Source organism: Pseudomonas sp. V88_4, assembly GCF_029967985.1.
Classification (GTDB): Bacteria; Pseudomonadota; Gammaproteobacteria; order Pseudomonadales; family Pseudomonadaceae; genus Aquipseudomonas; species Aquipseudomonas glycinae.
Window position 1 is genome coordinate 318,893 of record NZ_JASCAF010000001.1, and the last position, 24,636, is coordinate 343,528.

The following is a 24,636-nucleotide window of genomic DNA, read 5'->3' on the forward strand; positions in this document are numbered from 1 at the left end:
GCGCTTTATAGTGGCCGACCTCCGTTTCATCAAGTAGCGAAGCCCCACATGTCCGAACCACGCAAGATTCTCGTCACCAGCGCCCTGCCCTACGCCAACGGTTCGATCCACCTTGGCCACATGCTGGAATACATCCAGACCGATATGTGGGTGCGCTTCCAGAAGCATCGCGGCAATCAGTGCATTTATGTCTGCGCCGACGACGCCCACGGTTCGGCGATCATGCTGCGCGCGGAAAAGGAAGGCATCACCCCGGAACAACTGATCGCCAACGTCCAGGCCGAACACAGCGCCGACTTTGCCGAGTTCCTGGTGGACTTCGACAACTTCCACTCCACTCACGCCGAAGAAAACCGTGAGCTGTCGAGCCAGATCTACCTGAAGCTGCGTGACGCCGGGCACATCGCCCAACGTTCGATCACCCAGTATTTCGACCCGGAAAAGAAAATGTTCCTGGCCGACCGCTTCATCAAGGGCACCTGCCCGAAGTGCGGCACTGAAGACCAGTACGGCGACAACTGCGAAAAATGCGGTGCAACCTACGCACCGACCGACCTGAAGGATCCGAAGTCGGCCATCTCCGGCGCCACGCCGGTGCTCAAGGACTCCCAGCACTTCTTCTTCAAACTGCCGGACTTCCAGGAAATGCTCCAGGCCTGGACCCGCAGCGGCACCCTGCAGGACGCCGTGGCCAACAAGATCGCCGAATGGCTGGACGCCGGCCTGCAACAGTGGGACATCTCCCGCGATGCGCCGTACTTCGGCTTCGAGATCCCGGGCGAGCCGGGCAAGTATTTCTACGTGTGGCTGGACGCGCCGATCGGCTACATGGCCAGCTTCAAGAACCTGTGCAACCGCACGCCGGAGCTGGACTTCGACGCGTTCTGGGGCAAGGACTCCACCGCCGAGCTGTACCACTTCATCGGCAAGGACATCGTCAACTTCCACGCCCTGTTCTGGCCGGCGATGCTTGAAGGCGCGGGTTTCCGCAAGCCGACCGGGATCAACGTGCACGGCTACCTGACCGTCAACGGCCAGAAGATGTCCAAGTCCCGCGGTACGTTCATCAAGGCCCGTACCTACCTGGATCACCTGTCGCCGGAATACCTGCGCTACTACTACGCCGCCAAGCTGGGCCGTGGCGTGGACGACCTCGACCTGAACCTCGAGGACTTCGTGCAGAAGGTCAACTCCGACCTGGTCGGCAAAGTCGTCAACATCGCCAGCCGTTGCGCCGGTTTCATCCAGAAGGGCAACGCCGGCCTGCTGGTGGACAAAAACGCCGCACCGGAACTGACCGAAGCGTTCCTGGCTGCTGCGCCAAGCATCGCCGACGCCTATGAAGCCCGCGACTTCGCCCGTGCCATGCGCGAAACCATGGCTTTGGCCGACCGCGCCAACGCCTGGATCGCCGACAAGGCGCCATGGTCGCTGAACAAGCAGGAAGGCAAGCAGGATGAAGTCCAGGCGATCTGCGCCACGGCGATCAACCTGTTCCGTCAGTTGGTGATCTTCCTCAAACCGGTGCTGCCAGTGCTGGCCGCCGATGCCGAGGCGTTCCTCAACGTCGCCCCGCTGACCTGGAACGACCACACCACCCTGCTGGCCAACCACCAGTTGAACGAATTCAAACCGTTGATGACCCGCATCGACCCGGTAAAAGTGCAAGCCATGACCGACGCCTCCAAAGAAGACCTGACCGCCAGCCAGACCGACACCGGTGCCGCCGCACCTGCCGGCAATGGCGAACTGGCCAAGGATCCGCTGTCGCCGGAAATCGACTTCGACACCTTCGCTGCCGTCGACCTGCGCGTGGCGTTGATCGTCAAGGCCGAACACGTTGAAGGTGCGGACAAGCTGCTGCGTCTGACCCTCGACATTGGTGGCGAACAACGCAATGTGTTCTCCGGGATCAAGAGCGCTTACCCGGATCCGTCGAAACTCGACGGTCGCCTGACCATGATGATCGCCAACCTCAAGCCACGAAAAATGAAGTTCGGCATCTCCGAAGGCATGGTGATGGCGGCCGGCCCTGGTGGTGAAGAAATCTACCTGCTGAGCCCGGACAGCGGCGCCAAGCCGGGTCAGCGCATCAAGTAAGGTTCTGCCCTGACAGATCCCACAGGCGTGCTCCGTGCGCCTGTGGGATTTTTCATATCTGGCCCGCCCTCCCCGGCTGCCGGATAATGCCTAACCTTAAGTGACACCCGTCCGTTCCTGCCGGCAGAACCATGACCGAACTCGTGCTTACGCTCTTCAGTGCTGCACTGATCAACAACTTCGTGTTGCACTGGCCGCTGGGCGTCGATCCGCTGTTGGCGGGCGAACGCCGTCAGGTGCATGCGCTGGGGCTGGCAACGTTGTGTCTGATGCTGATTGTCGGCATGGCGGGTTATGCGATCTGGCATTGGCTGCTGGTGCCGATGCAACTGGAATTCCTGCGGCAGTTTGTGTTTCTGCCGTTGAGCGTCCTGCTGATCGCGCCGTTGCTGAAGCTGTTGGCACATTGGCGACCCACGCTGCCATTCGAAGGTTTGTGGCCGCTGCTGCTGGGCAATGCCGGTGTGCTGGGGCTGACGCTGATCAACGCGCAAACGGATAAAGGCCTGTTGCATGCGACAGCGCTGAGCCTTGGCGCCGGTCTGGGTTTCTGGCTGGTGTTGAGCCTGTTCAGCGATTTGCGCGAACGCACGGCCGACAACGATATTCCCCTGCCCTTTCGTGGCTTGCCGATCCTATTGATCGGCGCCGGACTGATGGCCGTGGCTTTTCTCGGATTCAGTGGACTGATCAAAACATGAGTCTGATTCAACGCATCGATGCCTTGCTGCCGCAGACCCAATGCGGCAAGTGCGGCCATCCCGGATGCAAACCCTACGCTGAAGGCATCGCCGACGGCGAGCCAATCAACAAGTGCCCGCCGGGTGGCGACGAAACCATCGCGGCGCTGGCCGAACTGTTGAAAATCCCGGTGCTGGAGCTGGACATCAGCCGTGGTTCGGCGCCGCCGCAAGTGGCCTACATTCGCGAGGCCGAATGCATCGGTTGTACCAAATGCATCCAGGCCTGCCCGATCGACGCGATCGTCGGCGCGGCAAAACTGATGCACACCGTCATCATCGACGAATGCACCGGTTGCGATCTGTGCGTAGCGCCCTGCCCGGTCGACTGCATCGAGATGCACCCGCTGCCGCTGGGCACGCTGCCGGTGGTCGGTGGGCTGGCCGCCAGCCTTGAAGAACAGCAGGCTCGTGCGGCCAAACGCGATCACGCCCGCCAGCGTTTCGAACGGCGCAACGCTCGCTTGCAACGCGAAGAACAGCAGAAGCAGGCCGAACGCGAAGCCCGGGCGCAGCGCGCGGCCCAGGCCGAAGCCACCGCCACCACACTCGATCCGGTGCAGGCGGCGCTGGAACGGGTGCGCGCACAAAAGGCCGCGACCGCCGATGCTGCGCTGAAAAAAGCCAAGATCGACGTGGCCATGAGTCGGGCGCAATTGAACAAGTCGCTCAAGGCATTCGGTCATCCGCCAACTTTCGATCAGCAATCGCAACTGATCGTCCTGCAACAACAGTTCGAAGCGGCCGAACAGGCACTGGCGAAGCTGGAAAGCAGCGCGGCACCCGCGCCGGTCGTGGCCACTCCGGCGAAGGACGCCGATCTGAAACGGGCAAAAATCCAGCTGGCAATGCGCCGCGCCGAGCTGAAAAAAGCGCAAAACGCGGAGGCTCCGCCAGCCGAGATCGCCGCTCTGGAGCAAGCACTGCGTGACGCCGAACAGGCTCTGCACAGCGCCGAAGCGTCCAGCGATCAACCGGCGCCCGAGCTTGTGCGTGTGGAGAAACGTCCGATCGACGACCATCTGCGTCAGTTGAAAACCGAACTGGCCTACGCTCGTGCCGATCTGAACAAGCTGCAACGGCGCGACGGCACACCCGCCGACATCCTCGAAAAGGCCCGCGCTCGCCTGCAAGAAGCAGAGCGGCTGGTACAAGCTCATGTCAGCCATTGAAACCAGAGACGAGCGCCTGCAACAGGCAATGAAGCTGGTGTTGCTGGCGACATTGCCGGGATGGCTGGCGTTGTTCTGGTTTTACGGCTGGGGCGTGTTGATCAACCTGATCCTCTCCGTCGGCGCGGCGCTGGCTGTGGAAGCTGCGGTGACACATCTGCGCCGCCAGCCATTGCAAGCTAGCTTGACCGATGGCAGCGCGGTCGTCAGCGCCACGCTGCTGGCAATTGCCCTGCCGCCTTATTGCCCGTGGTGGCTGACGGTCACGGCGATCGCCTCGGGCCTGCTGCTGGGTAAACATCTGTACGGTGGCGTGGGCCGAAACCCGTTCAATCCAGCCATGCTCGGCTTTGCCCTGGCGATGATAATGTTCCCGCAACCGATGACCCACTGGCCCGCCCATGGCATGGGTCTGGCGGCGACTTTTGGCCAGGTGTTCAATCCTGGCTCACAGCCGGATGCCTGGGTTCAAGCCACTGCTCTGGACAGTTTGCGCATCAATAAAAGCCTGACCATGGACGAACTGTTTGCCGCCAATCCGGCATTCGGTCGCGTTGGCGGGCACGGCGTTGAGTGGGTGAACCTGGCATTCCTCGCCGGCGGCTTGTTCCTGTTACAGCGTCGGGTGTTTGGTTGGCAGGCGCCGGTCGGCATGCTCACCAGCCTGTTTGTGATCGGCCTGTTGTGCTGGAACGGTTCGGGATCCGACTCCCACGGTTCGCCACTGTTTCACCTGCTGAGCGGCGCGACCATGCTTGGCGCATTTTTCATCGTCACTGAACCGGTATCGGGCGCCAGGAGTCCACTCGCCCGTCTGCTGTTCGGCGCGGGCGTGGGGCTGTTGACGTACGTGATCCGCACCTGGGGCGGTTACCCGGACGGCGTGGCGTTTGCGGTGCTGTTGATGAACCTCTGCGTGCCGGCGCTGGAGCGCTTTGCGATGGCCCGTCAGGCGCGGGTAACAACATGAACCGGACGAACAGCCTGATCACACTGTTGTTGATAAGCGCGCTGGGCATCGGCGTGACGTGGCTGGTGCAACGCAGCAATGCGCCGCAGATCGCCGCCGAACAGCGTCTGCGTGAGAGTCGTAAATTGCTGGACGTGCTGCCGGTCGACGCTTACGACAATCAGCCGCTTCAACAACCTCTGACGCTGACCGACATCAACCTGAGCCATAGTCAGCTGCTGGGCGGTTATCGGGCGAGCAAAAACGGACAACCCGTGGCAGTCCTGTTGCGCAGCCAGACCCAAGGTTACGCTGGCAATATCGAATTGCTGATTGCCATCGACGCCAAAGGCCGATTGCTCGGCGTGAAAACCCTCGAGCAGAACGAAACGCCTTCGCTGGGCGGGCATATCGGCGACTGGCCACATGGCTGGCTTCAGACCTTCAGCGGAAAATCGAGCAACCAACCGACGGATGTCGGATGGGCGCTGAAAAAGGATCAGGGAGAATTCGACCAGATCGCCGGGGCAACCATTACGTCTCGCGCGGCGATCAATGCCATCCACGATGCCCTGCGCTACTTCGATGAACACCGGACGACCCTGATCGGGAGCGCGTCATGAACACGTCAGCGACACTGTCGAACTCAATGATGCTGGTGCTATTGATCGGAGCCAGCGACTCCGTGGCGGGTGCGCTGGCGACGCTGTTGATATTCGCGGTTGTCGTGGGCGTTTACGGTGTGTGCATGGCACCGCTGCGCTCACGCCTGAGCAGCAAGAGCCTGTTGCCGGTCAGTCTGGTGCTGGCCGCGACGCTGACGGGCTGCGCCGATATTTTCCTGCAACGCAGTGCAATGCAGTGGCATCAACTGATCAGCCTTTATGTTGGGCTGATTGGCTTGCAATGCGTCGTGCTGGAGCACAATGGATTCTTTCGCCAACCTGTCCGCGCACCGCTGAACCTGTGTGGCCTGTTTGCCGCGCTGATGGTTGTGCTCGCGGTGTTGCGTGAGCTGATCGGGCAGGGCAGCATCGGCCATCATCTGTCGGAACACTGGCAAGGTTTGATTCTGCTCAGCAATGGCCTGCATTTTGCGACGCTGGCGCCCGGCGCCTTCATACTGCTTGGACTGCTATTGGCCGCCCGTCAGGCCTGGGCTCGCCCTGCCGACCTACCCGAGGAAACGCATCACCCATGAATGCCGCAAAACGTCTGGAGATCTTCCGCAGGCTGCACGAGGACAACCCCGAACCCAAGACCGAACTGGCCTACTCCTCGCCTTTCGAACTGTTGATCGCGGTGATTCTGTCCGCGCAGTCGACGGATGTCGGGGTGAACAAAGCAACGGCCAAGCTGTTCCCGGTGGCGAACACGCCGGCAGCCATTCATGCCTTGGGCGTTGAAGGTCTGTCCGAATACATCAAGACCATCGGACTCTATAACAGCAAAGCCAAAAACGTGATCGAGACCTGCCGCCTGCTGGTCGAGCTGCACAATGGCGAGGTCCCGCAGACGCGCGAAGAACTGGAAGCCTTGCCCGGTGTTGGCCGCAAGACCGCCAACGTGGTGCTCAACACCGCGTTCCGCCAGTTGACCATGGCAGTGGACACCCACATCTTCCGGGTCAGCAACCGCACCGGCATTGCACCGGGTAAAAATGTGGTAGAGGTGGAAAAAAAGCTGATGAAGTTTGTGCCAAAAGAATACCTGCTCGACTCGCACCACTGGCTCATTCTTCACGGGCGCTACGTGTGCCTGGCACGCAAACCCCGTTGTGGCAGCTGTCGGATCGAAGATTTGTGTGAGTACAAGCACAAGACTTCAGACGATTGAGCGGCTATTGGAATTATTGATTTATCGATTGAAAAAATCTTTTTTACCATCGGCGGGAATATCGATATAAGGAGCGCCAACGGCAGTCTTAGCCTGGAGTTAACCTTATGACTGACAGCAAAGAACAACTGGATGTAGACGACGATTTCATCGCTGCCGAAACCGACGACGCCGAACCGGTGGTTGAAGTCGCCAAGACCAATCTCAGCAAGCGTCGAACCATCGACAACCTGCTTGAGGAGCGCCGGTTGCAGAAGCAATTGGCCGATTACGATTTTGATCTCTGACATTTGAAAGCCTCCCGAAACGGAGGCTTTTCTCTTTCTGGCATACGCTGATTCCGATCCGCCCATGATCCGTCAGCCACAGAAACTCTCAGACCAGGCCGTTCCGCTGCGCCAACTCAATCAGATCCACCAACGACCGCGCGTTGAGTTTTAAAAGCAATCGGGTTTTGTAGGTACTCACGGTCTTGTTGCTGAGGAACATCCCGTCGGCAATTTCCTTGTTGGTCTTGCCTCGCGCCAGTTGCTGCAACACCATCATTTCACGCCCTGACAGGCGATCAACCATGTCCGCTTCGCTGGCGTTTCCCAGACTGGTTCGCACGGTGTGCAACGCCTGATTCGGAAAATAGCTGTATCCGGACAGTACCGCCTTGATTGCACTCAGCAACTCAGTGAGATCCTGTTGCTTGCAAACATAACCCGCCGCCCCCGATTGCATGCAACGCATGGAAAAGTGCCCCGGTGACTGTGACGTCAGCACGAGCACTTTCAACGGCATTGCACTTGTTGTAAGGCGCGCAATGACTTCCAGTCCATCCAGTTTCGGTATACCGATATCAAGAATGACAATATCGGGCATCTGGTCGCGGGCAAGCTGTAATGCATCCACTCCATTATCGGTTTCTGCAATGACTTCGTAGCCATGACGCTCCATCAGCATACGTACCGCAAGACGAATGACGGGGTGATCATCCACGATCAGCACTTTATTCATGGGCAAGTCCAGTTTCGCTGTTCGAATTTTTAGAACCGGCACAATAACGCAGTCATTTCATCCATGGCATGGATAAGTTCATTCACACCGGCATCAAGAGACACTTCCTACAATCCATAAAGATTAGTCCTACAGAAATGGCCCACCAGAGCAAAAGCATGAAGGCAAAAAGAACTAAAGCCTCACTTCCGACCGATCGATAACCAACGAGAATTCGACCACTCATTCCAGAAATGACAAACACATCCATCACAAAAGACCTGAAACAACAAACTGATGTTCACCCGGCCACTTTTAATATAAACACCCGTTAACGAGCAATGAATACACCACTCATCGCTCCCCTATACAAACCACTAAAAACATCACAACGAGAACAGCCAAGTTCATGAGAAAAGACCATGTTGAAAAAATACAAAAAAGTCACAAACCCTATAAGCATCATCGCCATATTTGCGTTGATAACCGAAACTTCGGCGGCGGTCTCCCTGCCTTTTCTTGATAATGAAGAGCGAAAAACATATATCTGGCTTTTGATCAGCTTCCCGTTCTTCTTGTCATTCCTGTTCTTCATCACACTCAACTTTAACTATCGTTCACTTTATGCACCGTCGGACTTCAATAACGAAAATAATTTTCTAAAGGCATTTGAAGATACCGCAACGAATTTGATGGGGGTACAACCGCAGCCCAATCCAGCACTGCATACGGTAAAACTGCCAAAACCATTCAGCACGCTATATATCATTGATACCAGGGGAGGAATTTCCGTATCGGAAACAGAAGTATTATTGGAAAAAATCCCACACCCGCCCAAGCACTCACTCAGGATATTCGTGTTTTTGAGCAGCTCGATATCAGACGATTCAGCAACGGAAAACATCTTCAAATCGTTTAAACAGGGAAAGAAAGCCGTCGGAACTACTTACTGTATTTTTTACGACGCGGACTCAATGAACATGATCCAGGCAGGGAAAGTTTGAGAAGGCGGAATATCGCGGAGATACTGACCATTGCTGATCAGGTCAAGCAGGGGAATTTGCGCAGTGGCGGCCTTGTCACACAGACAAGGCCGCCATTTTCATCACACCAAAAACTCAGAACAGCTTGCGGCCCTTGTTGGCAGCAATACGCATGCGCAGTGCGTTGAGCTTGATGAAGCCCGCCGCGTCGGCCTGGTTGTAGGCGCCGCCGTCTTCTTCGAAGGTCGCGATGTTGGCGTCGAACAGCGAATCGTCGGACTTGCGGCCGGTCACGATCACGTTGCCCTTGTACAGTTTCAGACGGACAACGCCGTTCACGTTGACCTGAGAAGCGTCGATCATCTGTTGCAGCATCAGACGCTCAGGGCTCCACCAGTAGCCGGTGTAGATCAGGCTGGCGTACTTGGGCATCAGCTCGTCTTTGAGGTGAGCGACTTCGCGGTCCAGGGTGATCGATTCGATGGCGCGGTGAGCGCGCAGCATGATGGTACCGCCCGGGGTTTCGTAGCAGCCACGGGACTTCATGCCGACGTAACGGTTCTCGACGATGTCCAGACGGCCGATGCCGTGCTCGCCACCAATCTTGTTCAGGGTCGCCAGTACGGTGGCCGGGGTCATTTCGACGCCGTCCAGCGCGACGATGTCGCCGTTGCGGTAGGTCAGTTCCAGGTATTGCGGGGTGTCGGGAGCCTTCTCCGGGGAGACGGTCCAGCGCCACATGTCTTCCTCGTGCTCGGTCCAGGTGTCTTCCAGCACGCCGCCTTCATAGGAGATGTGCAGCAGGTTGGCGTCCATCGAGTACGGGGATTTCTTCTTGCCGTGACGCTCGATCGGGATCGCGTGCTTCTCGGCGTAGTCCATCAGCTTCTCGCGGGACAGCAGGTCCCACTCGCGCCACGGAGCAATTACTTTCACGCCTGGCTTGAGCGCGTAGGCACCCAGTTCGAAACGCACCTGGTCGTTGCCCTTGCCGGTGGCGCCGTGGGAAATGGCATCGGCGCCGGTTTCGTTGGCGATTTCGATCAGACGCTTGGCGATCAGCGGACGCGCGATGGAAGTACCCAGCAGGTACTCGCCTTCGTAAACGGTGTTGGCGCGGAACATCGGGAACACGAAGTCACGCACGAATTCTTCGCGCAGGTCGTCGATGTAGATTTCTTTGACGCCCATGGCCTGCGCCTTGGCGCGAGCCGGCTCGACCTCTTCGCCCTGACCCAGGTCAGCGGTGAAGGTCACGACTTCACAGTTATAAGTATCCTGCAGCCACTTGAGGATCACCGAAGTGTCCAGGCCGCCGGAATACGCCAGAACGACCTTGTTTACGTCCGCCATGCCATCACTCCACGGGGTTCTACGGAAAGCCGAGGAGTCTACCGCCCAAACGCGATAATTTACAGAGGCGCGACAGCTTAAGACGACAAAGCGACAGAATCTGTCGAGAGAGCGACGATGACCGGCAGGTCAGGAAGTCGCCGCCGTGTTGGCAGGCGTGCTGGCCTGAGGCGCTGGAGCAGTCGTCGGTGCCACCCGTGCCAGGTGCACGTTGACCCGCCGGTTCTTGGCCCGGTTGGCGGCACTGGTGTTCGGCACCAGAGGATAACGCTCACCATGGAAACGCACGGTGATCTGCGACTCCTGGATGCCGTTGGCCTTGAAGAAGTCGACCACGGCCAGCGCGCGGCGGCGCGACAGCTCGCGATTGGTCAGGCGATTGCCGCTGTTGTCTGAGTGGCCATCGAGTTCGATGTGATTGACCGTAGGATCGGCCTTCATGTACTCGAGCATCACTTGCAACTTGGCCTTGGCGGCGGCGTCCAGTTCGACGCCTTCGCCGGGAAAGCCGATCTGCGATTGTTTGACCTGATCGAAATTCTGCGGCAAGAGTTTCGCCACGCAGGTCTGATAGTCATTGAACGCCTTGCTGAACTTGACCGGCAACAGGCGCACTTCAGACACCCGACCATCGCCCGATGCCCGGCGCACCACGGGGCTGCGACCGTCCATCAAACCGCTGATCAGTTGCCCGGCCTGGGACTGAGAACTGTTGAACAGCACGTTGCCGCTGCCCAGTCGAACCGTGCCCAGATTGATGTCGCCACGCCCCGGCTGCCACGGCGCGGCCGCCGCCAGCAAAGTCGCCGAACCGCCGCCGAGCATGGCGTTGTAGGCGTTCAGGCGAAAGGTCGCCTGCTCGCCGGCCTTGCGCACGAATTGCCCTGAGCCAAAATCAGTGATCGGCTGCGTCAGACGGCACTCGAACTTGTCGCCCTCGACCGTCCACTCAATGTTCTCCAGACGGGTCTGGTAGGTCAGTGCCATCGCGGGAAGGCTGGCAAACACACTGAGCAAGGCTAAATATCGCTGGCGCACGGGAGGCTCCATTGGCTTCTACAACAAAAAAGACCGAGACATACATCTTTACGGCATACCTATGGGATATCGGACGCTCGTCGCAAAACTTGATAGCGAGTGCCTGCAAGAGTCTTTTCCGGTAGCATTCGCCTCAGTTTGACCCGCCTGGAATCCCCTCATGTCCGACCGCCTGACCCTGCTGCGTCCCGACGACTGGCACATTCATCTTCGCGATGGTGCCGTGTTGACCAATACCGTTGCGGATGTCGCGCGCACCTTTGGTCGCGCCATCATCATGCCCAACCTGGTACCTCCGGTGCGCAACGCCGCTGAAGCCGACGGCTATCGCCAGCGGATTCTCGCTGCCCGCCCGGCCGGCAGTCGTTTCGAACCGCTGATGGTGCTGTACCTCACCGACCGCACCCAGCCCGAAGAAATCCGTGAGGCCAAGGCCAGCGGTTTCGTGCACGCCGCCAAGCTGTATCCGGCCGGCGCCACCACCAACTCCGATTCCGGGGTCACCAGCATCGACAAGATTTTCCCGGCGCTGGAAGCCATGGCCGAAGTGGGCATGCCGCTGTTGATCCACGGCGAAGTCACCCGTGGCGACGTCGACGTGTTCGACCGCGAGAAGATCTTCATCGACGAGCACATGCGCCGCGTGGTCGAGCGTTTCCCGACGCTGAAAGTGGTGTTCGAACACATCACCACCGGCGATGCCGTGCAGTTCGTCAACGAGGCTTCGGCCAACGTCGGCGCGACCATCACCGCGCATCACCTGCTGTACAACCGCAACCACATGCTGGTGGGCGGGATCCGGCCGCACTTCTATTGCCTGCCGATCCTCAAGCGCAACACGCACCAGGAAGCCCTGCTCGACGCCGCCACCAGCGGCAGCGCGAAATTCTTCCTGGGTACCGACTCGGCACCGCACGCCCAGCACGCCAAGGAAGCCGCCTGCGGCTGCGCCGGCTGCTACACCGCGTATGCCGCCATCGAGCTGTATGCCGAAGCCTTCGAACAGCGTAATGCGCTGGACAAGCTCGAAGCGTTCGCCAGCCTCAACGGCCCGCGTTTCTATGGCCTGCCGGCAAACACCGATCGCATCACCCTGGTTCGTGACGAATGGACCGCCCCGACCAGCCTGCCTTTCGGCGAGCTGACCGTTATCCCGCTGCGCGCCGGTGAAAAACTGCGCTGGCGCCTGCTGGAGGAACACGCGTGAGTGAAGACCATTTCGACGACGAACTGGACGGTCAAGGTGGCGGCGGTTCCCGTCATCCAATGGCAGCACGCTTTCGCGGCTACCTGCCGGTTGTCGTCGACGTAGAGACCGGTGGCTTCAACTCGGCCACCGACGCATTGCTGGAGATTGCCGCGACCACCATCGCCATGGATGAAAAGGGTTTCGTCTACCCGGACCACACCTACTTCTTCCGCGTCGAGCCGTTCGAAGGCGCCAACGTTGAACCGGCCGCGCTGGAGTTCACCGGGATCAAGCTCGATCATCCGTTACGCATGGCCGTCAGCGAAGAAACAGCGCTGACCGACATCTTCCGTGGCGTGCGCAAGGCCTTGAAGGCCAACGGCTGCAAGCGGGCGATCCTGGTCGGCCACAACAGCAGCTTCGACCTGGGCTTCCTCAATGCTGCCGTCGCGCGGCTGGACATGAAGCGCAACCCGTTCCACCCGTTCTCCAGCTTTGACACCGCAACCCTCGCGGGTCTGGCGTACGGTCAGACCGTACTGGCCAAGGCCTGTCAGGCAGCCGACATCGATTTCGATGGCCGTGAAGCGCATTCGGCGCGTTACGACACCGAAAAGACCGCCGAGCTGTTCTGCGGCATCGTCAACCGCTGGAAACAGATGGGCGGCTGGGAAGACTTCGACGACTGAAGGTCGTCGGGTTAAATCCCGCGCATGAAAAAACCGGCTCAAGAGCCGGTTTTTTTGTACCTCGACGTTGCGCCTTACAGGGCAGCAGCGTTCTCGGTCAGGTAAGCCGCAACGCCTTCTGGCGAAGCGTTCATGCCTTTGTCGCCTTTTTTCCAGTTGGCAGGGCAGACTTCGCCGTGCTCTTCGTGGAATTGCAGAGCGTCGACCAGACGGATCAGCTCTTCCATGTTACGGCCCAGCGGCAGGTCGTTGATGATCTGCGAGCGGACAACGCCTTTGTCGTCGATCAGGAACGCGCCACGGAAAGCCACGCCGCCTTCGGACTCAACGTCGTAGGCCTTGGCGATTTCGTGCTTCATGTCGGCAGCCATGGTGTATTTCACCTGGCCGATGCCGCCATTGTTGACCGGGGTGTTGCGCCAGGCGTTGTGGGTGAAGTGCGAGTCGATCGAAACGGCGACTACTTCAACGTTGCGTGCCTTGAAGTCGGCCATGCGGTTGTCCAGAGCGATCAGCTCGGACGGGCAGACAAAGGTGAAGTCCAGCGGGTAGAAGAACACCAGGCCGTATTTGCCTTTGATGGCCGAGGACAGGGTGAAGCTGTCAACGATCTCGCCATTGCCGAGTACGGCCGGGACGGTGAAGTCAGGGGCTTGTTTGCCTACGAGTACGCTCATTGATATCTCCTGGTGTAGAAACTTGAAGTTCAGGGTTCGGGCCAGCCTGCCACCCTCAGGCGACAGCCCTGTGACACGAACCCCCTTCGCAAGGGCCGACCATCATACACTGCGTTTTTCGGCTGTCCTTAAAGGTTTTTCGCGAAAGCCCGCTGGCATTCAGCCATGCACCACCGTTCGTCAGTCACAGCCGTTGGCGATGAAAACCCTTCGGAAAGCACTTTGACAATCATTCTCGTTAACATTAAGATCCATCGCAATTGAGTCACAACCAGCGACGGTTCTCACTTATGTATGTTTGCCTCTGCACTGGCGTCACCGACGGACAAATCCGCGAAGCGATCTATGAAGGTTGCTGCAGCTATAAAGAAGTCCGTCAGGCCACCGGCGTCGCCAGCCAATGCGGCAAATGTGCGTGCCTGGCGAAGGAAGTGGTTCGCGAAACCCTGACCAAGCTGCAAACCGCCCAGGCCGCGATCCCCTACCCGGCAGAATTTACCGCCGCGTAATTATCCCGATTTTGAAGAACCGGACTTAAGTCCGGTTTTTTTATGCCTGAAAATCAATTGCTTAGCGCCTAGACGCGGAACACAAACATTCTTATTCAGATTAATTTTCATTTATTATTCAATAACTTAGGTTTGACACTTATAAATCCCAAGCTCAAACTCTGCCTTATATACCGCTACTTAGGGCAGGACTCCCATCATGAAAGGCGACGTAACAGTCATCCAGCATCTCAACAAGATCCTTGCCAATGAGCTGGTCGCGATCAATCAGTACTTCCTGCATGCACGCATGTATGAAGATTGGGGCCTGAACAAGCTCGGCAAACACGAGTACCACGAATCCATCGACGAGATGAAGCACGCGGACAAGCTGATCAAGCGCATCCTGTTCCTCGAAGGCCTTCCGAACGTGCAGGACCTGGGCAAGCTGCACATCGGCGAGCACACCAAGGAAATGCTGGAGTGCGACCTGCGTATCGAGAAGACCGGCCATGCTGACCTGAAGGTCGCCATCGCCCACTGCGAATCCGTCGGTGACTTCGGCAGCCGCGAACTGCTCGAAGACATCCTGGAATCCGAAGAAGAACACATTGACTGGCTGGAAACCCAACTCGGCCTGATTGATAAAGTCGGTCTTGAGAACTATCTGCAATCGCAGATGGGCGAAGACGAGTAATTAGCCAGCGCTAAACTCGCGACACTAAAAAGCCCCGCCCTCTTTCGAGAGGCGGGGCTTTTTATTGCCCGGACTTCAGCTCGCCGAAATCCGGGCAGAAGCCAATCAGGCTTCGGACTTGGCCGCAGCAGCCTTGGCGGATGCTTCCTTGACCAGGGTCTGCAGCTCACCGTTGGCGAACATTTCAGCCATGATGTCGCTGCCGCCGACCAGTTCACCGGCTACCCACAGCTGCGGGAAAGTCGGCCAGTTGGCGTACTTCGGCAGGTTGGCGCGGATTTCCGGGTTCTGCAGGATGTCGACGTAGGCGAACTTCTCGCCGCAGCCCATCACAGCCTGCGCAGCTTTCGCGGAGAAGCCACACTGGGGGGCATTCGGCGAGCCTTTCATGTAAAGCAGAATGGTGTTGTTGGCAATCTGCTCTTTAATCGTTTCGATGATATCCATGGAGCACCTCGGCTGAACTTTCCGACTCATGGGTCGGCACGGTGGCGCATTGTAACGGAATCCCGAGCGCCCTGCTCGGTCTCCCCGACAGACTTGCTCACGCCGCCGCCACGGTCACCGGCACGCCATTGAGCGCCGCATTGCCTGACAGCTCGTCGAGCTGGCATTCATCGGTCAGGTCATTGGCGCTGGAGCCGGGTTGGCTGCTGGCAATCGCCATCTGCACACCCGGCCGGGCGTGGCCCCATCCGTGCGGCAGGCTGACCACGCCCTTCATCATGTCCGCGCTGCCCAGCACCTCGACCTCGATCTGCCCGACCCGCGAACTGACCCGGACAAGCTGACCATCACTGAGCCCGCGACTGGCGAGATCGTCCGGATTCATCAACAACTGATGACGCGGCTTGCCCTTCACCAACCGGTGGTAATTGTGCATCCACGAATTGTTGCTGCGTACATGACGGCGACCAATCATCAACAGCTCATCGGCGGCCGGCGCCTGCAACGCGGCGAAGCGCGCCAGGTCGGCGAGGATTTCCGGCGGCGCCGCCTGAACTCGTTGATTGAAGGTCTTCAATCGCGGTGTCAGGTTGGGTTTCAGCGCTCCCAGATCAACGCCGTGCGGATGATCGAACAACGTCGCCAGCGACAATTTATGCTCGGACGCATCGCCATAGGCGCCCATGCGCAATCCCATGTCGATCATCTTCGACGGCGGCATCGTCGGTTTCAGCTCCTTGCCGGTTTTCGCGGCGAAGGCCTTGGCCAGGCCGACGAAGATTTCCCAGTCGTGGAGCGCCCCTTCGGGTTTGGCGAGAATTGCCCGGTTGAATCGGGTGACGTTGCGCACCGCGAACAGATTGAAAGTGGTGTCGTAGTGATCGTTCTCCAGCGCCGAAGTCGATGGCAGGATCAGGTCGGCATAGCGCGTGGTTTCGTTGATGTACAGATCGACGCTGACCATGAATTCCAGCCCGTCCAGCGCCTGCTCCAGTTGCCGGCCATTGGGCGTGGACAACACTGGATTGCCGGCCACGGTGATCAGCGCGCGAATCTGCCCTTCACCCTCGGTGAGCATTTCTTCGGCCAGCGCCGAGACCGGCAGCTCACCGCCGTACTCAGGACGTCCGGACACGCGGCTCTGCCATTTGTTGAAATGCCCGCCCGAAGTCGACGCCACCAGATCCACCGCAGGCTCGGTGCACAGGGCGCCGCCGACGCGATCGAGATTGCCGGTCACCAGATTGATCAACTGCACGACCCAATGGCACAGCGTGCCGAAGGCCTGTGTGGAAACCCCCATCCGGCCGTAGCAAACGGCGCTGGGCGCAGCGGCGAAATCCCGGGCCAACTGGCGGATCTGTTCGGCGGGAACGGCGCACAACGGGCTCATGGCTTCAGCGGTGAATCCCGCCACCGCCGCGCGCACGTCGTCCAGACCGTCCACCGGCAAATGACTGTCCGAAGTCAGGCCCTCGGCGAAAAGAGTATTGAGCACACCAAACAACAACGCCGCATCGCCGCCGGGGCGCACGAACAAATGCTGATCGGCCATCGCCGCCGTCTCGCTGCGCCGTGGATCGACCACCACCACTTTGCCGCCCCGGGCCTGGATCGCCTTCAGACGCTTCTCGACATCCGGCACGGTCATGATGCTGCCGTTGGACGCCAGCGGATTACCGCCCAGGATCAGCATGAAATCGGTGTGATCGATGTCCGGAATCGGCAGCAGCAAGCCGTGGCCATACATCAAGTAACTGGTCAGGTGATGGGGTAGTTGATCGACCGACGTCGCCGAGTAGCGGTTGCGGGTTTTCAACAGGCCGAGGAAGTAATTGCTGTGGGTCATCAGCCCGTAGTTATGCACGCTGGGGTTACCCTGATACACGGCAACCGCGTTCTGCCCATGACGCTCCTGAATCGCCGAGAGTTTTTCGGCGACCAGCTCGAACGCTTCGTCCCACTCGATGGGCAGCCATTCGTTGCCGACCCGGCGCATGGGCTGGCGCAGGCGATCCGGATCGTTCTGGATGTCTTGCAGCGCCACGGCCTTGGGGCAGATGTGCCCACGACTGAATGTGTCCAGGGCATCGCCCTTGATCGAGGTGATCTGTACCTGGCCGTCGGTTTCGGTGGTTTCGATGGTCAAGCCGCAGATGGCTTCACACAGGTGGCAGGCACGGTGATGGAGAGTCTTGGTCATGGCCAGTCTCTGTCTTGTTCTGGGCAGGCAATCACGCCTGCGGGAACAAAACTATGGCCCGCGACCCGGTGCAGCGCCAGCGACGTTCGTCTTGTGAATCGGTGGCCATCAGGCCGGCCGATAGACCCGCGTCAGTTCGCCGGAAGCTGTGGCGGTGCGGCCAGCTGGATTTCCTGGATGGTCTCGATCTGCTCATGGGCGACGTGGACGCCGGTGAGCTCGCCGATCAGTCGCCAATGCTCGTCGAGCCCGGCGCTGATGGTCGCCATGCGGTCGATCATCTGCCGGCTGGCGGCCTTGACCACGTCGTCTTCGCTGCGCAGCAGTTCGAAGGACATCGAAGTCATCGAGGCGGTGAGGTGGGTCAATGAGCGTGCCGTGTGGCCCAGCAGTTCCATTAACAGTTTTTCTTTCGATTCCATGCGGAGGCTTCCTGCGTCGCTCGTGATTTATTTATAACCCAGCACTTTGCTTTAGCAAATGTTTCAACCTGCGCATCCGACCAAGCGAATCGGTGGTTCACCGGTCGCAAACCGACCAGAGCTGTGCCATCCCCGCCGCGCCTGATTGCCAAGCCCGGTGGGGCCAGTGTACAAATGCCTCGCTGCCCTCTCGAAAACTGACCGGAAATCACAGTGTTCGCACTGTTCCAACCCCGGCGCATTTCTGCAAAAACCGTAGCCTATTGGAAAAACGCGACATTTAGTGTCAATATCGCGCCTTCCCCTATTTCGTCGCCCCCGTGCGGCTTACGCCGCAGGTCTCGCCCGTTGTTCCGATAAACAAGGCTTTGAGCATCTGCGGTTTGTAGCAAAAAGGTAGTCAATGATGAGCGCAAGGCACTTTCTCTCCCTGATGGATTGCACGCCCGAAGAGCTGGTCAGCGTGATCCGTCGAGGCGTTGAGCTCAAGGACCTGCGTAACCGCGGCGTACTGTTCGAGCCTCTGAAAAACCGCGTCCTGGGGATGATCTTCGAAAAATCCTCGACCCGTACCCGGATCTCCTTCGAGGCCGGCATGATCCAGCTCGGCGGCCAGGCGATCTTCCTGTCGCCGCGCGACACCCAGCTGGGCCGTGGCGAGCCGATCGGCGACTGCGCCATCGTCATGTCGAGCATGCTCGACGCAGTGATGATCCGTACCTTTGCCCACAGCACCCTGACCGAATTCGCCGCCAACTCCCGCGTGCCGGTGATCAACGGCCTGTCCGATGACCTGCACCCGTGTCAGTTGCTGGCCGACATGCAGACCTTCCTCGAACACCGCGGCTCGATCCAGGGCAAGACCGTGGCCTGGATCGGCGACGGCAACAACATGTGCAACAGCTATATAGAAGCGGCGATCCAGTTCGACTTCCAGTTGCGCGTGGCCTGCCCTGAAGGCTATGAGCCGAATCCTGAATTCGTGGCCAAGGCCGGTGACCGCGTGACCATCGTCCGCGACCCGAAAGACGCCGTGCGCGGCGCGCATCTGGTGAGCACCGACGTCTGGACCTCCATGGGTCAGGAAGAGGAAACCGCCAAGCGCCTCAAACTGTTCGCGCCGTTTCAGGTCAACCGCGCCCTGCTCGACCTGGCTGCCGATGACGTGCTATTCATGCACTGCCTGCCCGCTCACCGCGGTGAGGAAATCAGCCTCGACCTGCTCGATGATCCGCGCTCCGTCGCCTGGGATCAGGCAGAAAACCGTCTCCACGCACAGAAGGCCCTGCTCGAGTTCCTCGTCGAACCGGCATATCACCACGCATGAGTCATGAATTACTGCTGAACCTGCGCAACCTCGCTTGCGGCTATCAAGATCAACGTGTGGTGCAGAACCTCAATCTGCACCTCAATGCCGGTGACATCGGCTGCCTGCTCGGCTCGTCCGGCTGCGGCAAGACCACCACCCTGCGCGCGATTGCCGGTTTCGAGCCGGTCCACGAAGGGGAAATCTCTCTCGGCGGTGAAGTGATCTCCAGCGCCGGTTTCACCCTCGCTCCGGAAAAGCGCCGGATCGGCATGGTGTTCCAGGATTACGCGCTGTTCCCGCACCTGAGTGTCGCGGACAACATCGCCTTCGGCATCCGCAAGCACCCGAACAAGGAGCGCGTGACCGAAGAGCTCCTGGAACTGGTCAACCTGAAGAACCTCGGCAAACGCTTCCCCCACGAGCTGTCCGGCGGCCAGCAACAACGTGTCGCCCTCGCCCGAGCCTTGGCGCCGGAGCCGCAATTGCTGTTGCTGGACGAGCCGTTCTCCAACCTCGATGGCGAGTTGCGCCGCAAACTGAGCCACGAAGTGCGCGACATCCTCAAGGCCCGTGGCACCAGCGCGATTCTGGTGACACACGACCAGGAAGAAGCCTTCGCCGTCAGCGATCACGTCGGTGTGTTCAAGGAAGGCCGACTGGAACAGTGGGACACGCCGTACAACCTCTATCACGAACCGGCGACGCCGTTTGTGGCCAGTTTCATCGGCCAGGGTTACTTCATTCGCGGCCAGCTCGGCAGCCCGGAATCGGTGCAGACCGAACTCGGTGAACTGCGTGGCAATCGCGCCTATACCTGGCCGGTCGGTGGCGCGGTGGATGTGCTGCTCCGGCCGGACGACATCGTTTACGCGCCGGAAAGCGGGTTGAAAGCGCGGATCGTCGGCAAGACGTTCCTCGGCGCCTCGACCCTGTATCGCCTGCAACTGCCGACCGGTGCGCAGCTGGAATCGATCTTCCCAAGCCATGCCGACCATCAGGTGGGTGCGGATGTCGGGATTCGGGTGGCAGCGGAACATCTGGTGCTGTTCCAGGCGTCCGGCAGCACGGCGGCGCAGATTCCGGCGGTGGAAAACGGCGTCCGCCGTTACAGCACCGCGCACTGATCTGCACCCAAACAATAAGGGAGCCTGATGGCTCCCTTGTTTTTTGCTCTCAGCCCAGCATCAATGTGCCGCTGGCCACCAGCGTCGCATTCCCGCCGATCTTCACCCGCTCACCTTCCAGCCGACAGAACAGCTCACCGCCCCGCGCCGAACGCTGGCACGCGGTCAGGCTGGATTTGCCCAGACGTTTCGACCAGTACGGAATCAGGCTGCAATGGGTCGAGCCGGTGACCGGGTCTTCATTGATACCGATCGCCGGGGCGAAATAACGCGAGACGAAGTCATGCTGATTGCCCCGCGCGGTGACGATCGCGCCCAACCACGGCAGCTTGGCGAGGGCGACCATGTCCGGCGTGCAATCGAGCACCGCCTGCTCGGACTCCAGCACCACAAATAGCTCGTTGGAACTCAGGACGTCCACCGCCTGAACATTCAGCGCCCGCTCGATCTCCAGGGTGACGCCTTTCTCCACCGCTTCGATGGCCGGGAAATCGAGCCACAACCTGTCGCCTTCGCGGCTGACGCTCAACGGCCCGGACTTGCAGGTGAAGTCCAGACGCTCGGCTGTTTCCTTGTAAACCTCAAACAGCACATAGGCGCTGGCCAGGGTCGCGTGACCACACAGCGGCACTTCGGTGGTCGGCGTGAACCAGCGGATGTGCCACGCCCGCCCTTCGCGCACCAGAAACGCGGTTTCCGCCAGATTGTGTTCGGCGGCGATCTTCTGCATCAGTTCGTCCGCGAGCCACGCGTCGAGCCGATAGACCATCGCCGGATTGCCGCTGAATGGCCGATCACTGAACGCGTCGACCTGATGAAACTCGAGCTGCATAACTTTCTCCCTGTGTCAGTCGAACGAGCATGCAGCGCCGGCCGGATCAGCGCCAGTGACAGTGCCGGCCAATTTTCTTCATACAGACGTCAAGGGCGCCCGATGTCGGCAAATTTCGCCTGGGTGTGCTCTGCCAGGACCGCCGGCGCCAGCTCCACTTCCAGCCCGCGCCGGCCGGCACTGACATAAATGGTCGCAAAAGGCTGGGCCGAATTATCGATGAAGGTCCGCAGGCGTTTTTTCTGCCCCAGCGGACTGATGCCGCCCAACAGATAACCGGTGGAGCGCTGCGCGGCGGCCGGGTCGGCCATCTCGACTTTTTTCACGCCGGCGGCGTGGGCGAGCCCCTTGAGGTCGAGACTTCCGACGACCGGCACCACTGCTACCAGCAACTCACCCTTCTCGCTGGCCGCCAGCAGCGTCTTGAACACCTGCGCCGGATCGAGTCCCAGTTTTTCCGCGGCCTCCAGGCCATACGAGGCAGCCTTCGGGTCATGTTCGTAACTGTGCACGCGATGTTCGGCACGAACTTTTTTCAACAAGTCCAACGCAGGGGTCATGGCAGCTCCGGGTTCGGCAGTAGCGAAAAATCCTGCGACGGATTTTAGGCCATCGCGGTGCAAAAGGCTCTACCACGCGCCACGGTTCCCGGGGTTTGCAGGCCAATAACAACTGCGCAGGCCGGGTGACCGGCAGGATCATTCACATGACTGATAGTTTATTTGTGACTGACGGTTCACTTTCGACCTTTGACAGGTTTGTTTCTTGTCTATATTTTTTCGAATCTGAATAATGTAAGAATTATCGTCATCGCAGCACACAGCAGTAAACCGGGAACAGGATGGGGATCCTGCCTCGGCGAAAATCGCGCCTTGCCCTGTTGGCAACGCGCCAGACAACAACAAAAACCGAGGTTTTCAATGACAACTGCGTTACAGCAACCTTCGCTCTCCAGCCAGTGCCTGGCCGAGTTTCTGGGTACTGCACTCCTGATCTTTTTCGGCACGGGTTGTGTCGCCGCGCTCAAGGTCGCGGGCGCCAGCTTCGGTCTCTGGGAAATCAGCATCATCTGGGGCGTCGGCGTCAGCATGGCGATCTACCTCACCGCCGGCGTTTCCGGCGCGCACCTGAACCCTGCCGTCAGTATCGCCCTGAGCATTTTCGCCGACTTCGAAAAGCGCAAACTGCCGTTCTACATTCTCGCGCAGGTTGCGGGCGCCTTCTGCGGCGCGCTGTTGGTTTACACGCTGTACAGCAACCTGTTCTTCGATTTCGAACAGACTCACCATATGGTTCGTGGCACTGAAGCCAGCCTCGAACTGGCCTCGGTGTTCTCCACCTTCCCGAACCCTGCGCTGTCGACGGCCCAGGCGTTCCTGGTCGAGGTGATCATCACCGCGATCCTGATGGGCGTGATCATGTCCCTGACCGACGACAACAACGGCCTGCCGAAAGGCCCGCTGGCGCCGCTGCTGATCGGTCTGCTGATTGCCGTGATCGGCAGCTCGATGGGCCCGCTGACCGGTTTCGCGATGAATCCGGCTCGGGACTTCGGCCCGAAACTGATGACTTTCTTCGCTGGCTGGGGTGAAATTTCCTTCACCGGCGCACGTGAAATCCCGTACTTCCTGATTCCGATTTTTGCACCGATTGTCGGTGCCTGCCTCGGCGCTGCCGGGTATCGCGGGCTGATTGCCCGTCACCTGACCGGCGCCACACCTGCTACAAAGGATGCAGAACCGGCCATTGACGGCAAACCAAGAACTTCTTGATACAGTCGGCGCGGGCTCCTGCCCTTATAGAGCTCGCGCCACGGCCCACTCTCCCTTATTTCGTCCAAGGCAATCGACATGACCGACATTGAGAATAAGAACTACATCATTGCCCTCGATCAGGGTACGACCAGCTCCCGCGCGATCATTTTCGACCGCGATGCAAACGTGGTCTGCACCGCCCAACGCGAATTCGCCCAGCATTACCCGCAAGCCGGTTGGGTCGAACACGACCCGATGGAAATCTTCGCCACCCAGAGCGCGGTGATGGTCGAAGCGCTGGCCCAGGCCGGTCTGCACCATGACCAGGTCGCCGCCATCGGCATCACCAACCAGCGTGAAACCACTGTGGTCTGGGACAAGACCACCGGCCGCCCTGTGTACAACGCGATCGTCTGGCAATGCCGGCGCAGCACCGAGATCTGCCAGCAGCTCAAGCGCGACGGTCATGAAGACTACATCCGCGACACCACGGGCCTGGTTACCGACCCGTACTTCTCCGGCACCAAACTGAAGTGGATCCTCGACAACGTCGAAGGCAGCCGTGAGCGCGCGCGCAACGGCGAACTGCTGTTCGGCACCGTCGATAGCTGGCTGATCTGGAAATTCACCGGCGGCAAAGTCCACGTCACCGACTACACCAACGCCTCGCGCACCATGCTCTTCAACATCCACACCCTGAAGTGGGACGCGAAGATGCTGGAGATCCTCGACATCCCGCGCGAGATGCTGCCGGAAGTCAAAGCCTCTTCGGAAATCTACGGACGCACCAAGAGCGGCATCGCCATCGGCGGTATCGCCGGCGACCAACAGGCTGCGCTGTTCGGCCAGATGTGCGTCGAGCCGGGCCAGGCGAAAAACACCTACGGCACCGGTTGCTTCCTGCTGATGAACACCGGCGACAAAGCGGTGAAATCGCAACACGGCATGCTCACCACTATCGCTTGCGGCCCACGCGGCGAAGTGGCTTACGCCCTGGAAGGCGCGGTGTTCAACGGCGGTTCGACCGTACAGTGGCTGCGCGATGAACTGAAGATCGTCAACGACGCCCACGACACCGAATACTTCGCCAATAAAGTGAAGGACAGCAACGGCGTCTATCTGGTGCCAGCCTTCACCGGCCTCGGCGCGCCCTATTGGGACCCGTATGCCCGTGGTGCGCTGTTCGGCCTGACCCGTGGCGTGCGTGTGGATCACATCATCCGCGCGGCGCTGGAATCGATTGCCTACCAGACCCGCGACGTCCTCGACGCCATGCAACAGGACTCCGGCGAACGCCTCAAGGCCCTGCGCGTGGACGGCGGCGCGGTGGCAAACAACTTCCTTATGCAGTTCCAGGCCGACATCCTCGGCACCCAGGTCGAGCGTCCGAAAATGCGCGAAACCACGGCGCTCGGCGCAGCTTATCTGGCCGGCCTGGCGTGCGGTTTCTGGGGCAGCCTGGAAGAACTGCGCGGCAAGGCCGTGATCGAGCGCGAGTTCGAACCGAGCCTGGACGAAGCGGCCAAAGAGAAGCTGTATAAAGGCTGGAAAAAAGCTGTCAGCCGTACCCGTGACTGGGAGCGTGAAGACGCTGAATGAGCCAGTCTGAGGACTGACTAAAGCTGGTCCAAACAGCGTGAAAGCGTAGCGAGC

At 59.5% G+C, this 24,636-nt stretch carries 26 protein-coding genes; 17 read left to right on the plus strand and 9 right to left on the minus strand.

The window, feature by feature from the left end:
• Positions 1-48 precede the first annotated feature (48 nt).
• The 8 genes from metG (at position 49) to QLG12_RS01470 (ending at position 7,084) form a co-directional block, all read left to right on the plus strand.
• On the plus strand, positions 49-2,100 hold the full coding sequence (gene metG / locus QLG12_RS01435) for a methionine--tRNA ligase (RefSeq protein WP_197868527.1): 2,052 nt from the start codon (positions 49-51) through the stop codon (positions 2,098-2,100).
• A gap of 131 nt (positions 2,101-2,231) precedes the next feature.
• On the plus strand, positions 2,232-2,801 hold the full coding sequence (locus tag QLG12_RS01440; protein WP_197868526.1) for an Rnf-Nqr domain containing protein: 570 nt from the start codon (positions 2,232-2,234) through the stop codon (positions 2,799-2,801).
• Positions 2,798-4,012 (plus strand): electron transport complex subunit RsxB, encoded by a 1,215-nt coding sequence (rsxB, locus tag QLG12_RS01445; RefSeq protein ID WP_197868525.1) that lies wholly within the window; start codon positions 2,798-2,800, stop codon positions 4,010-4,012. The genes QLG12_RS01440 and rsxB overlap by 4 nt, the downstream gene beginning before the upstream one ends.
• Positions 3,999-4,982, plus strand: a complete 984-nt coding sequence (locus QLG12_RS01450) for an RnfABCDGE type electron transport complex subunit D (RefSeq protein ID WP_282473760.1) — start codon at positions 3,999-4,001, stop codon at positions 4,980-4,982. The genes rsxB and QLG12_RS01450 overlap by 14 nt, the downstream gene beginning before the upstream one ends.
• A complete protein-coding gene (locus QLG12_RS01455; RefSeq protein WP_197868523.1) occupies positions 4,979-5,584 on the plus strand; it encodes an RnfABCDGE type electron transport complex subunit G in 606 nt (201 codons plus the stop codon). Before QLG12_RS01450 ends, QLG12_RS01455 begins: the two co-directional genes overlap by 4 nt.
• A complete protein-coding gene (locus QLG12_RS01460) occupies positions 5,581-6,162 on the plus strand; it encodes an Rnf-Nqr domain containing protein (RefSeq protein WP_282473761.1) in 582 nt (193 codons plus the stop codon). Before QLG12_RS01455 ends, QLG12_RS01460 begins: the two co-directional genes overlap by 4 nt.
• Positions 6,159-6,797: an endonuclease III gene (gene nth / locus QLG12_RS01465; protein ID WP_085647251.1), complete on the plus strand. Its 639-nt coding sequence runs from the start codon at positions 6,159-6,161 to the stop codon at positions 6,795-6,797. The genes QLG12_RS01460 and nth overlap by 4 nt, the downstream gene beginning before the upstream one ends.
• A 107-nt stretch (positions 6,798-6,904) precedes the next feature.
• Positions 6,905-7,084, plus strand: a complete 180-nt coding sequence (locus QLG12_RS01470; RefSeq protein ID WP_197868521.1) for a hypothetical protein — start codon at positions 6,905-6,907, stop codon at positions 7,082-7,084.
• Positions 7,085-7,172: 88 nt separating this feature from the next.
• On the opposite strand, the gene QLG12_RS01475 is transcribed toward QLG12_RS01470, so the two are convergent.
• Positions 7,173-7,799 carry a response regulator transcription factor gene (locus tag QLG12_RS01475; RefSeq protein WP_007953203.1) on the minus strand — a complete coding sequence of 209 codons (627 nt, stop codon included), beginning with the start codon at positions 7,797-7,799 and terminating at the stop codon, positions 7,173-7,175.
• 401 nt (positions 7,800-8,200) lie between these two features.
• Here QLG12_RS01475 and QLG12_RS01480 point away from each other — a divergent pair, with 401 nt between their 5' ends.
• Positions 8,201-8,782, plus strand: a complete 582-nt coding sequence (locus QLG12_RS01480) for a hypothetical protein (protein WP_236193560.1) — start codon at positions 8,201-8,203, stop codon at positions 8,780-8,782.
• A 114-nt stretch (positions 8,783-8,896) separates the two neighbouring features.
• Here QLG12_RS01480 and QLG12_RS01485 read toward each other — a convergent pair whose 3' ends face one another.
• Positions 8,897-10,114, minus strand: coding sequence for an argininosuccinate synthase (locus tag QLG12_RS01485; protein ID WP_007953201.1), 1,218 nt, complete (start codon positions 10,112-10,114; stop codon positions 8,897-8,899).
• 129 nt (positions 10,115-10,243) lie between these two features.
• Positions 10,244-11,152 carry an OmpA family protein gene (locus tag QLG12_RS01490; RefSeq protein WP_197868518.1) on the minus strand — a complete coding sequence of 303 codons (909 nt, stop codon included), beginning with the start codon at positions 11,150-11,152 and terminating at the stop codon, positions 10,244-10,246.
• 160 nt (positions 11,153-11,312) lie between these two features.
• On the opposite strand from QLG12_RS01490, the gene pyrC reads away from it, so the two are divergent.
• Together pyrC and rnt are read left to right on the plus strand one after the other, a co-directional pair.
• Positions 11,313-12,359, plus strand: a complete 1,047-nt coding sequence (gene pyrC, locus QLG12_RS01495; RefSeq protein WP_039765844.1) for a dihydroorotase — start codon at positions 11,313-11,315, stop codon at positions 12,357-12,359.
• Entirely contained in the window at positions 12,356-13,030 is a 675-nt protein-coding gene (gene rnt / locus QLG12_RS01500) for a ribonuclease T (protein WP_011335739.1), read from the plus strand. Before pyrC ends, rnt begins: the two co-directional genes overlap by 4 nt.
• A 74-nt stretch (positions 13,031-13,104) precedes the next feature.
• Here rnt and QLG12_RS01505 read toward each other — a convergent pair whose 3' ends face one another.
• Positions 13,105-13,707, minus strand: a complete 603-nt coding sequence (locus QLG12_RS01505) for a peroxiredoxin (RefSeq protein WP_007963972.1) — start codon at positions 13,705-13,707, stop codon at positions 13,105-13,107.
• Between the two features lie 290 nt (positions 13,708-13,997).
• Here QLG12_RS01505 and QLG12_RS01510 point away from each other — a divergent pair, with 290 nt between their 5' ends.
• Both QLG12_RS01510 and bfr read left to right on the plus strand, forming a co-directional pair.
• A complete protein-coding gene (locus tag QLG12_RS01510) occupies positions 13,998-14,216 on the plus strand; it encodes a bacterioferritin-associated ferredoxin (protein WP_007953193.1) in 219 nt (72 codons plus the stop codon).
• Between the two features lie 199 nt (positions 14,217-14,415).
• Complete coding sequence (gene bfr / locus QLG12_RS01515; RefSeq protein ID WP_085684506.1) at positions 14,416-14,892, plus strand: bacterioferritin; 477 nt, start codon at positions 14,416-14,418, stop codon at positions 14,890-14,892.
• Positions 14,893-14,997: 105 nt separating this feature from the next.
• Here bfr and grxD read toward each other — a convergent pair whose 3' ends face one another.
• The 3 genes from grxD to QLG12_RS01530 form a co-directional block, all read right to left on the minus strand.
• Complete coding sequence (gene grxD / locus QLG12_RS01520; RefSeq protein ID WP_039765841.1) at positions 14,998-15,339, minus strand: Grx4 family monothiol glutaredoxin; 342 nt, start codon at positions 15,337-15,339, stop codon at positions 14,998-15,000.
• A 97-nt stretch (positions 15,340-15,436) separates the two neighbouring features.
• Positions 15,437-17,542, minus strand: coding sequence for a molybdopterin oxidoreductase family protein (locus QLG12_RS01525; RefSeq protein ID WP_282473762.1), 2,106 nt, complete (start codon positions 17,540-17,542; stop codon positions 15,437-15,439).
• Positions 17,543-17,673: 131 nt separating this feature from the next.
• The gene (locus QLG12_RS01530; protein WP_007963969.1) at positions 17,674-17,964 is read right to left on the minus strand and encodes a hypothetical protein; all 291 of its coding nucleotides are present in this window, start codon (positions 17,962-17,964) and stop codon (positions 17,674-17,676) included.
• A 406-nt stretch (positions 17,965-18,370) separates the two neighbouring features.
• On the opposite strand from QLG12_RS01530, the gene argF reads away from it, so the two are divergent.
• On the plus strand, positions 18,371-19,291 hold the full coding sequence (gene argF / locus QLG12_RS01535) for an ornithine carbamoyltransferase (protein WP_039765834.1): 921 nt from the start codon (positions 18,371-18,373) through the stop codon (positions 19,289-19,291).
• A complete protein-coding gene (locus QLG12_RS01540) occupies positions 19,288-20,397 on the plus strand; it encodes an ABC transporter ATP-binding protein (RefSeq protein ID WP_282473763.1) in 1,110 nt (369 codons plus the stop codon). Before argF ends, QLG12_RS01540 begins: the two co-directional genes overlap by 4 nt.
• Before the next feature lie 49 nt (positions 20,398-20,446).
• On the opposite strand, the gene QLG12_RS01545 is transcribed toward QLG12_RS01540, so the two are convergent.
• Complete coding sequence (locus QLG12_RS01545; RefSeq protein ID WP_197868516.1) at positions 20,447-21,229, minus strand: PhzF family phenazine biosynthesis protein; 783 nt, start codon at positions 21,227-21,229, stop codon at positions 20,447-20,449.
• An 89-nt stretch (positions 21,230-21,318) separates the two neighbouring features.
• Positions 21,319-21,789 carry a Cys-tRNA(Pro) deacylase gene (gene ybaK, locus QLG12_RS01550; protein ID WP_007953184.1) on the minus strand — a complete coding sequence of 157 codons (471 nt, stop codon included), beginning with the start codon at positions 21,787-21,789 and terminating at the stop codon, positions 21,319-21,321.
• 360 nt (positions 21,790-22,149) lie between these two features.
• Between ybaK and QLG12_RS01555 the strand changes: the two genes are divergently transcribed.
• Positions 22,150-23,001, plus strand: coding sequence for an MIP/aquaporin family protein (locus QLG12_RS01555; protein ID WP_007953183.1), 852 nt, complete (start codon positions 22,150-22,152; stop codon positions 22,999-23,001).
• 78 nt (positions 23,002-23,079) lie between these two features.
• Positions 23,080-24,582: a glycerol kinase GlpK gene (gene glpK / locus QLG12_RS01560; RefSeq protein ID WP_197868515.1), complete on the plus strand. Its 1,503-nt coding sequence runs from the start codon at positions 23,080-23,082 to the stop codon at positions 24,580-24,582.
• The last annotated feature ends 54 nt before the right edge of the window (positions 24,583-24,636 follow it).

Bases quoted from the DNA above. Each gene is read 5' to 3' on its own strand.
- QLG12_RS01555 (WP_007953183.1), top strand. From the start codon at position 22,150: ATGACAACTGCGTTACAGCAACCTTCGCTCTCCAGCCAGTGCCTGGCC.
- QLG12_RS01450 (WP_282473760.1), top strand. From the start codon at position 3,999: ATGTCAGCCATTGAAACCAGAGACGAGCGCCTGCAACAGGCAATGAAG.
- rsxB (WP_197868525.1), top strand. From the start codon at position 2,798: ATGAGTCTGATTCAACGCATCGATGCCTTGCTGCCGCAGACCCAATGC.
- QLG12_RS01540 (WP_282473763.1), top strand. From the start codon at position 19,288: ATGAGTCATGAATTACTGCTGAACCTGCGCAACCTCGCTTGCGGCTAT.
- QLG12_RS01480 (WP_236193560.1), top strand. From the start codon at position 8,201: ATGTTGAAAAAATACAAAAAAGTCACAAACCCTATAAGCATCATCGCC.
- QLG12_RS01525 (WP_282473762.1), bottom strand. From the start codon at position 17,542: ATGACCAAGACTCTCCATCACCGTGCCTGCCACCTGTGTGAAGCCATC.
- QLG12_RS01505 (WP_007963972.1), bottom strand. From the start codon at position 13,707: ATGAGCGTACTCGTAGGCAAACAAGCCCCTGACTTCACCGTCCCGGCC.
- glpK (WP_197868515.1), top strand. From the start codon at position 23,080: ATGACCGACATTGAGAATAAGAACTACATCATTGCCCTCGATCAGGGT.
- pyrC (WP_039765844.1), top strand. From the start codon at position 11,313: ATGTCCGACCGCCTGACCCTGCTGCGTCCCGACGACTGGCACATTCAT.
- argF (WP_039765834.1), top strand. From the start codon at position 18,371: ATGAGCGCAAGGCACTTTCTCTCCCTGATGGATTGCACGCCCGAAGAG.
- QLG12_RS01485 (WP_007953201.1), bottom strand. From the start codon at position 10,114: ATGGCGGACGTAAACAAGGTCGTTCTGGCGTATTCCGGCGGCCTGGAC.
- QLG12_RS01440 (WP_197868526.1), top strand. From the start codon at position 2,232: ATGACCGAACTCGTGCTTACGCTCTTCAGTGCTGCACTGATCAACAAC.
- QLG12_RS01510 (WP_007953193.1), top strand. From the start codon at position 13,998: ATGTATGTTTGCCTCTGCACTGGCGTCACCGACGGACAAATCCGCGAA.
- QLG12_RS01475 (WP_007953203.1), bottom strand. From the start codon at position 7,799: ATGAATAAAGTGCTGATCGTGGATGATCACCCCGTCATTCGTCTTGCG.
- QLG12_RS01460 (WP_282473761.1), top strand. From the start codon at position 5,581: ATGAACACGTCAGCGACACTGTCGAACTCAATGATGCTGGTGCTATTG.
- bfr (WP_085684506.1), top strand. From the start codon at position 14,416: ATGAAAGGCGACGTAACAGTCATCCAGCATCTCAACAAGATCCTTGCC.
- QLG12_RS01470 (WP_197868521.1), top strand. From the start codon at position 6,905: ATGACTGACAGCAAAGAACAACTGGATGTAGACGACGATTTCATCGCT.
- ybaK (WP_007953184.1), bottom strand. From the start codon at position 21,789: ATGACCCCTGCGTTGGACTTGTTGAAAAAAGTTCGTGCCGAACATCGC.
- grxD (WP_039765841.1), bottom strand. From the start codon at position 15,339: ATGGATATCATCGAAACGATTAAAGAGCAGATTGCCAACAACACCATT.
- metG (WP_197868527.1), top strand. From the start codon at position 49: ATGTCCGAACCACGCAAGATTCTCGTCACCAGCGCCCTGCCCTACGCC.
- QLG12_RS01545 (WP_197868516.1), bottom strand. From the start codon at position 21,229: ATGCAGCTCGAGTTTCATCAGGTCGACGCGTTCAGTGATCGGCCATTC.
- nth (WP_085647251.1), top strand. From the start codon at position 6,159: ATGAATGCCGCAAAACGTCTGGAGATCTTCCGCAGGCTGCACGAGGAC.
- QLG12_RS01455 (WP_197868523.1), top strand. From the start codon at position 4,979: ATGAACCGGACGAACAGCCTGATCACACTGTTGTTGATAAGCGCGCTG.
- QLG12_RS01530 (WP_007963969.1), bottom strand. From the start codon at position 17,964: ATGGAATCGAAAGAAAAACTGTTAATGGAACTGCTGGGCCACACGGCA.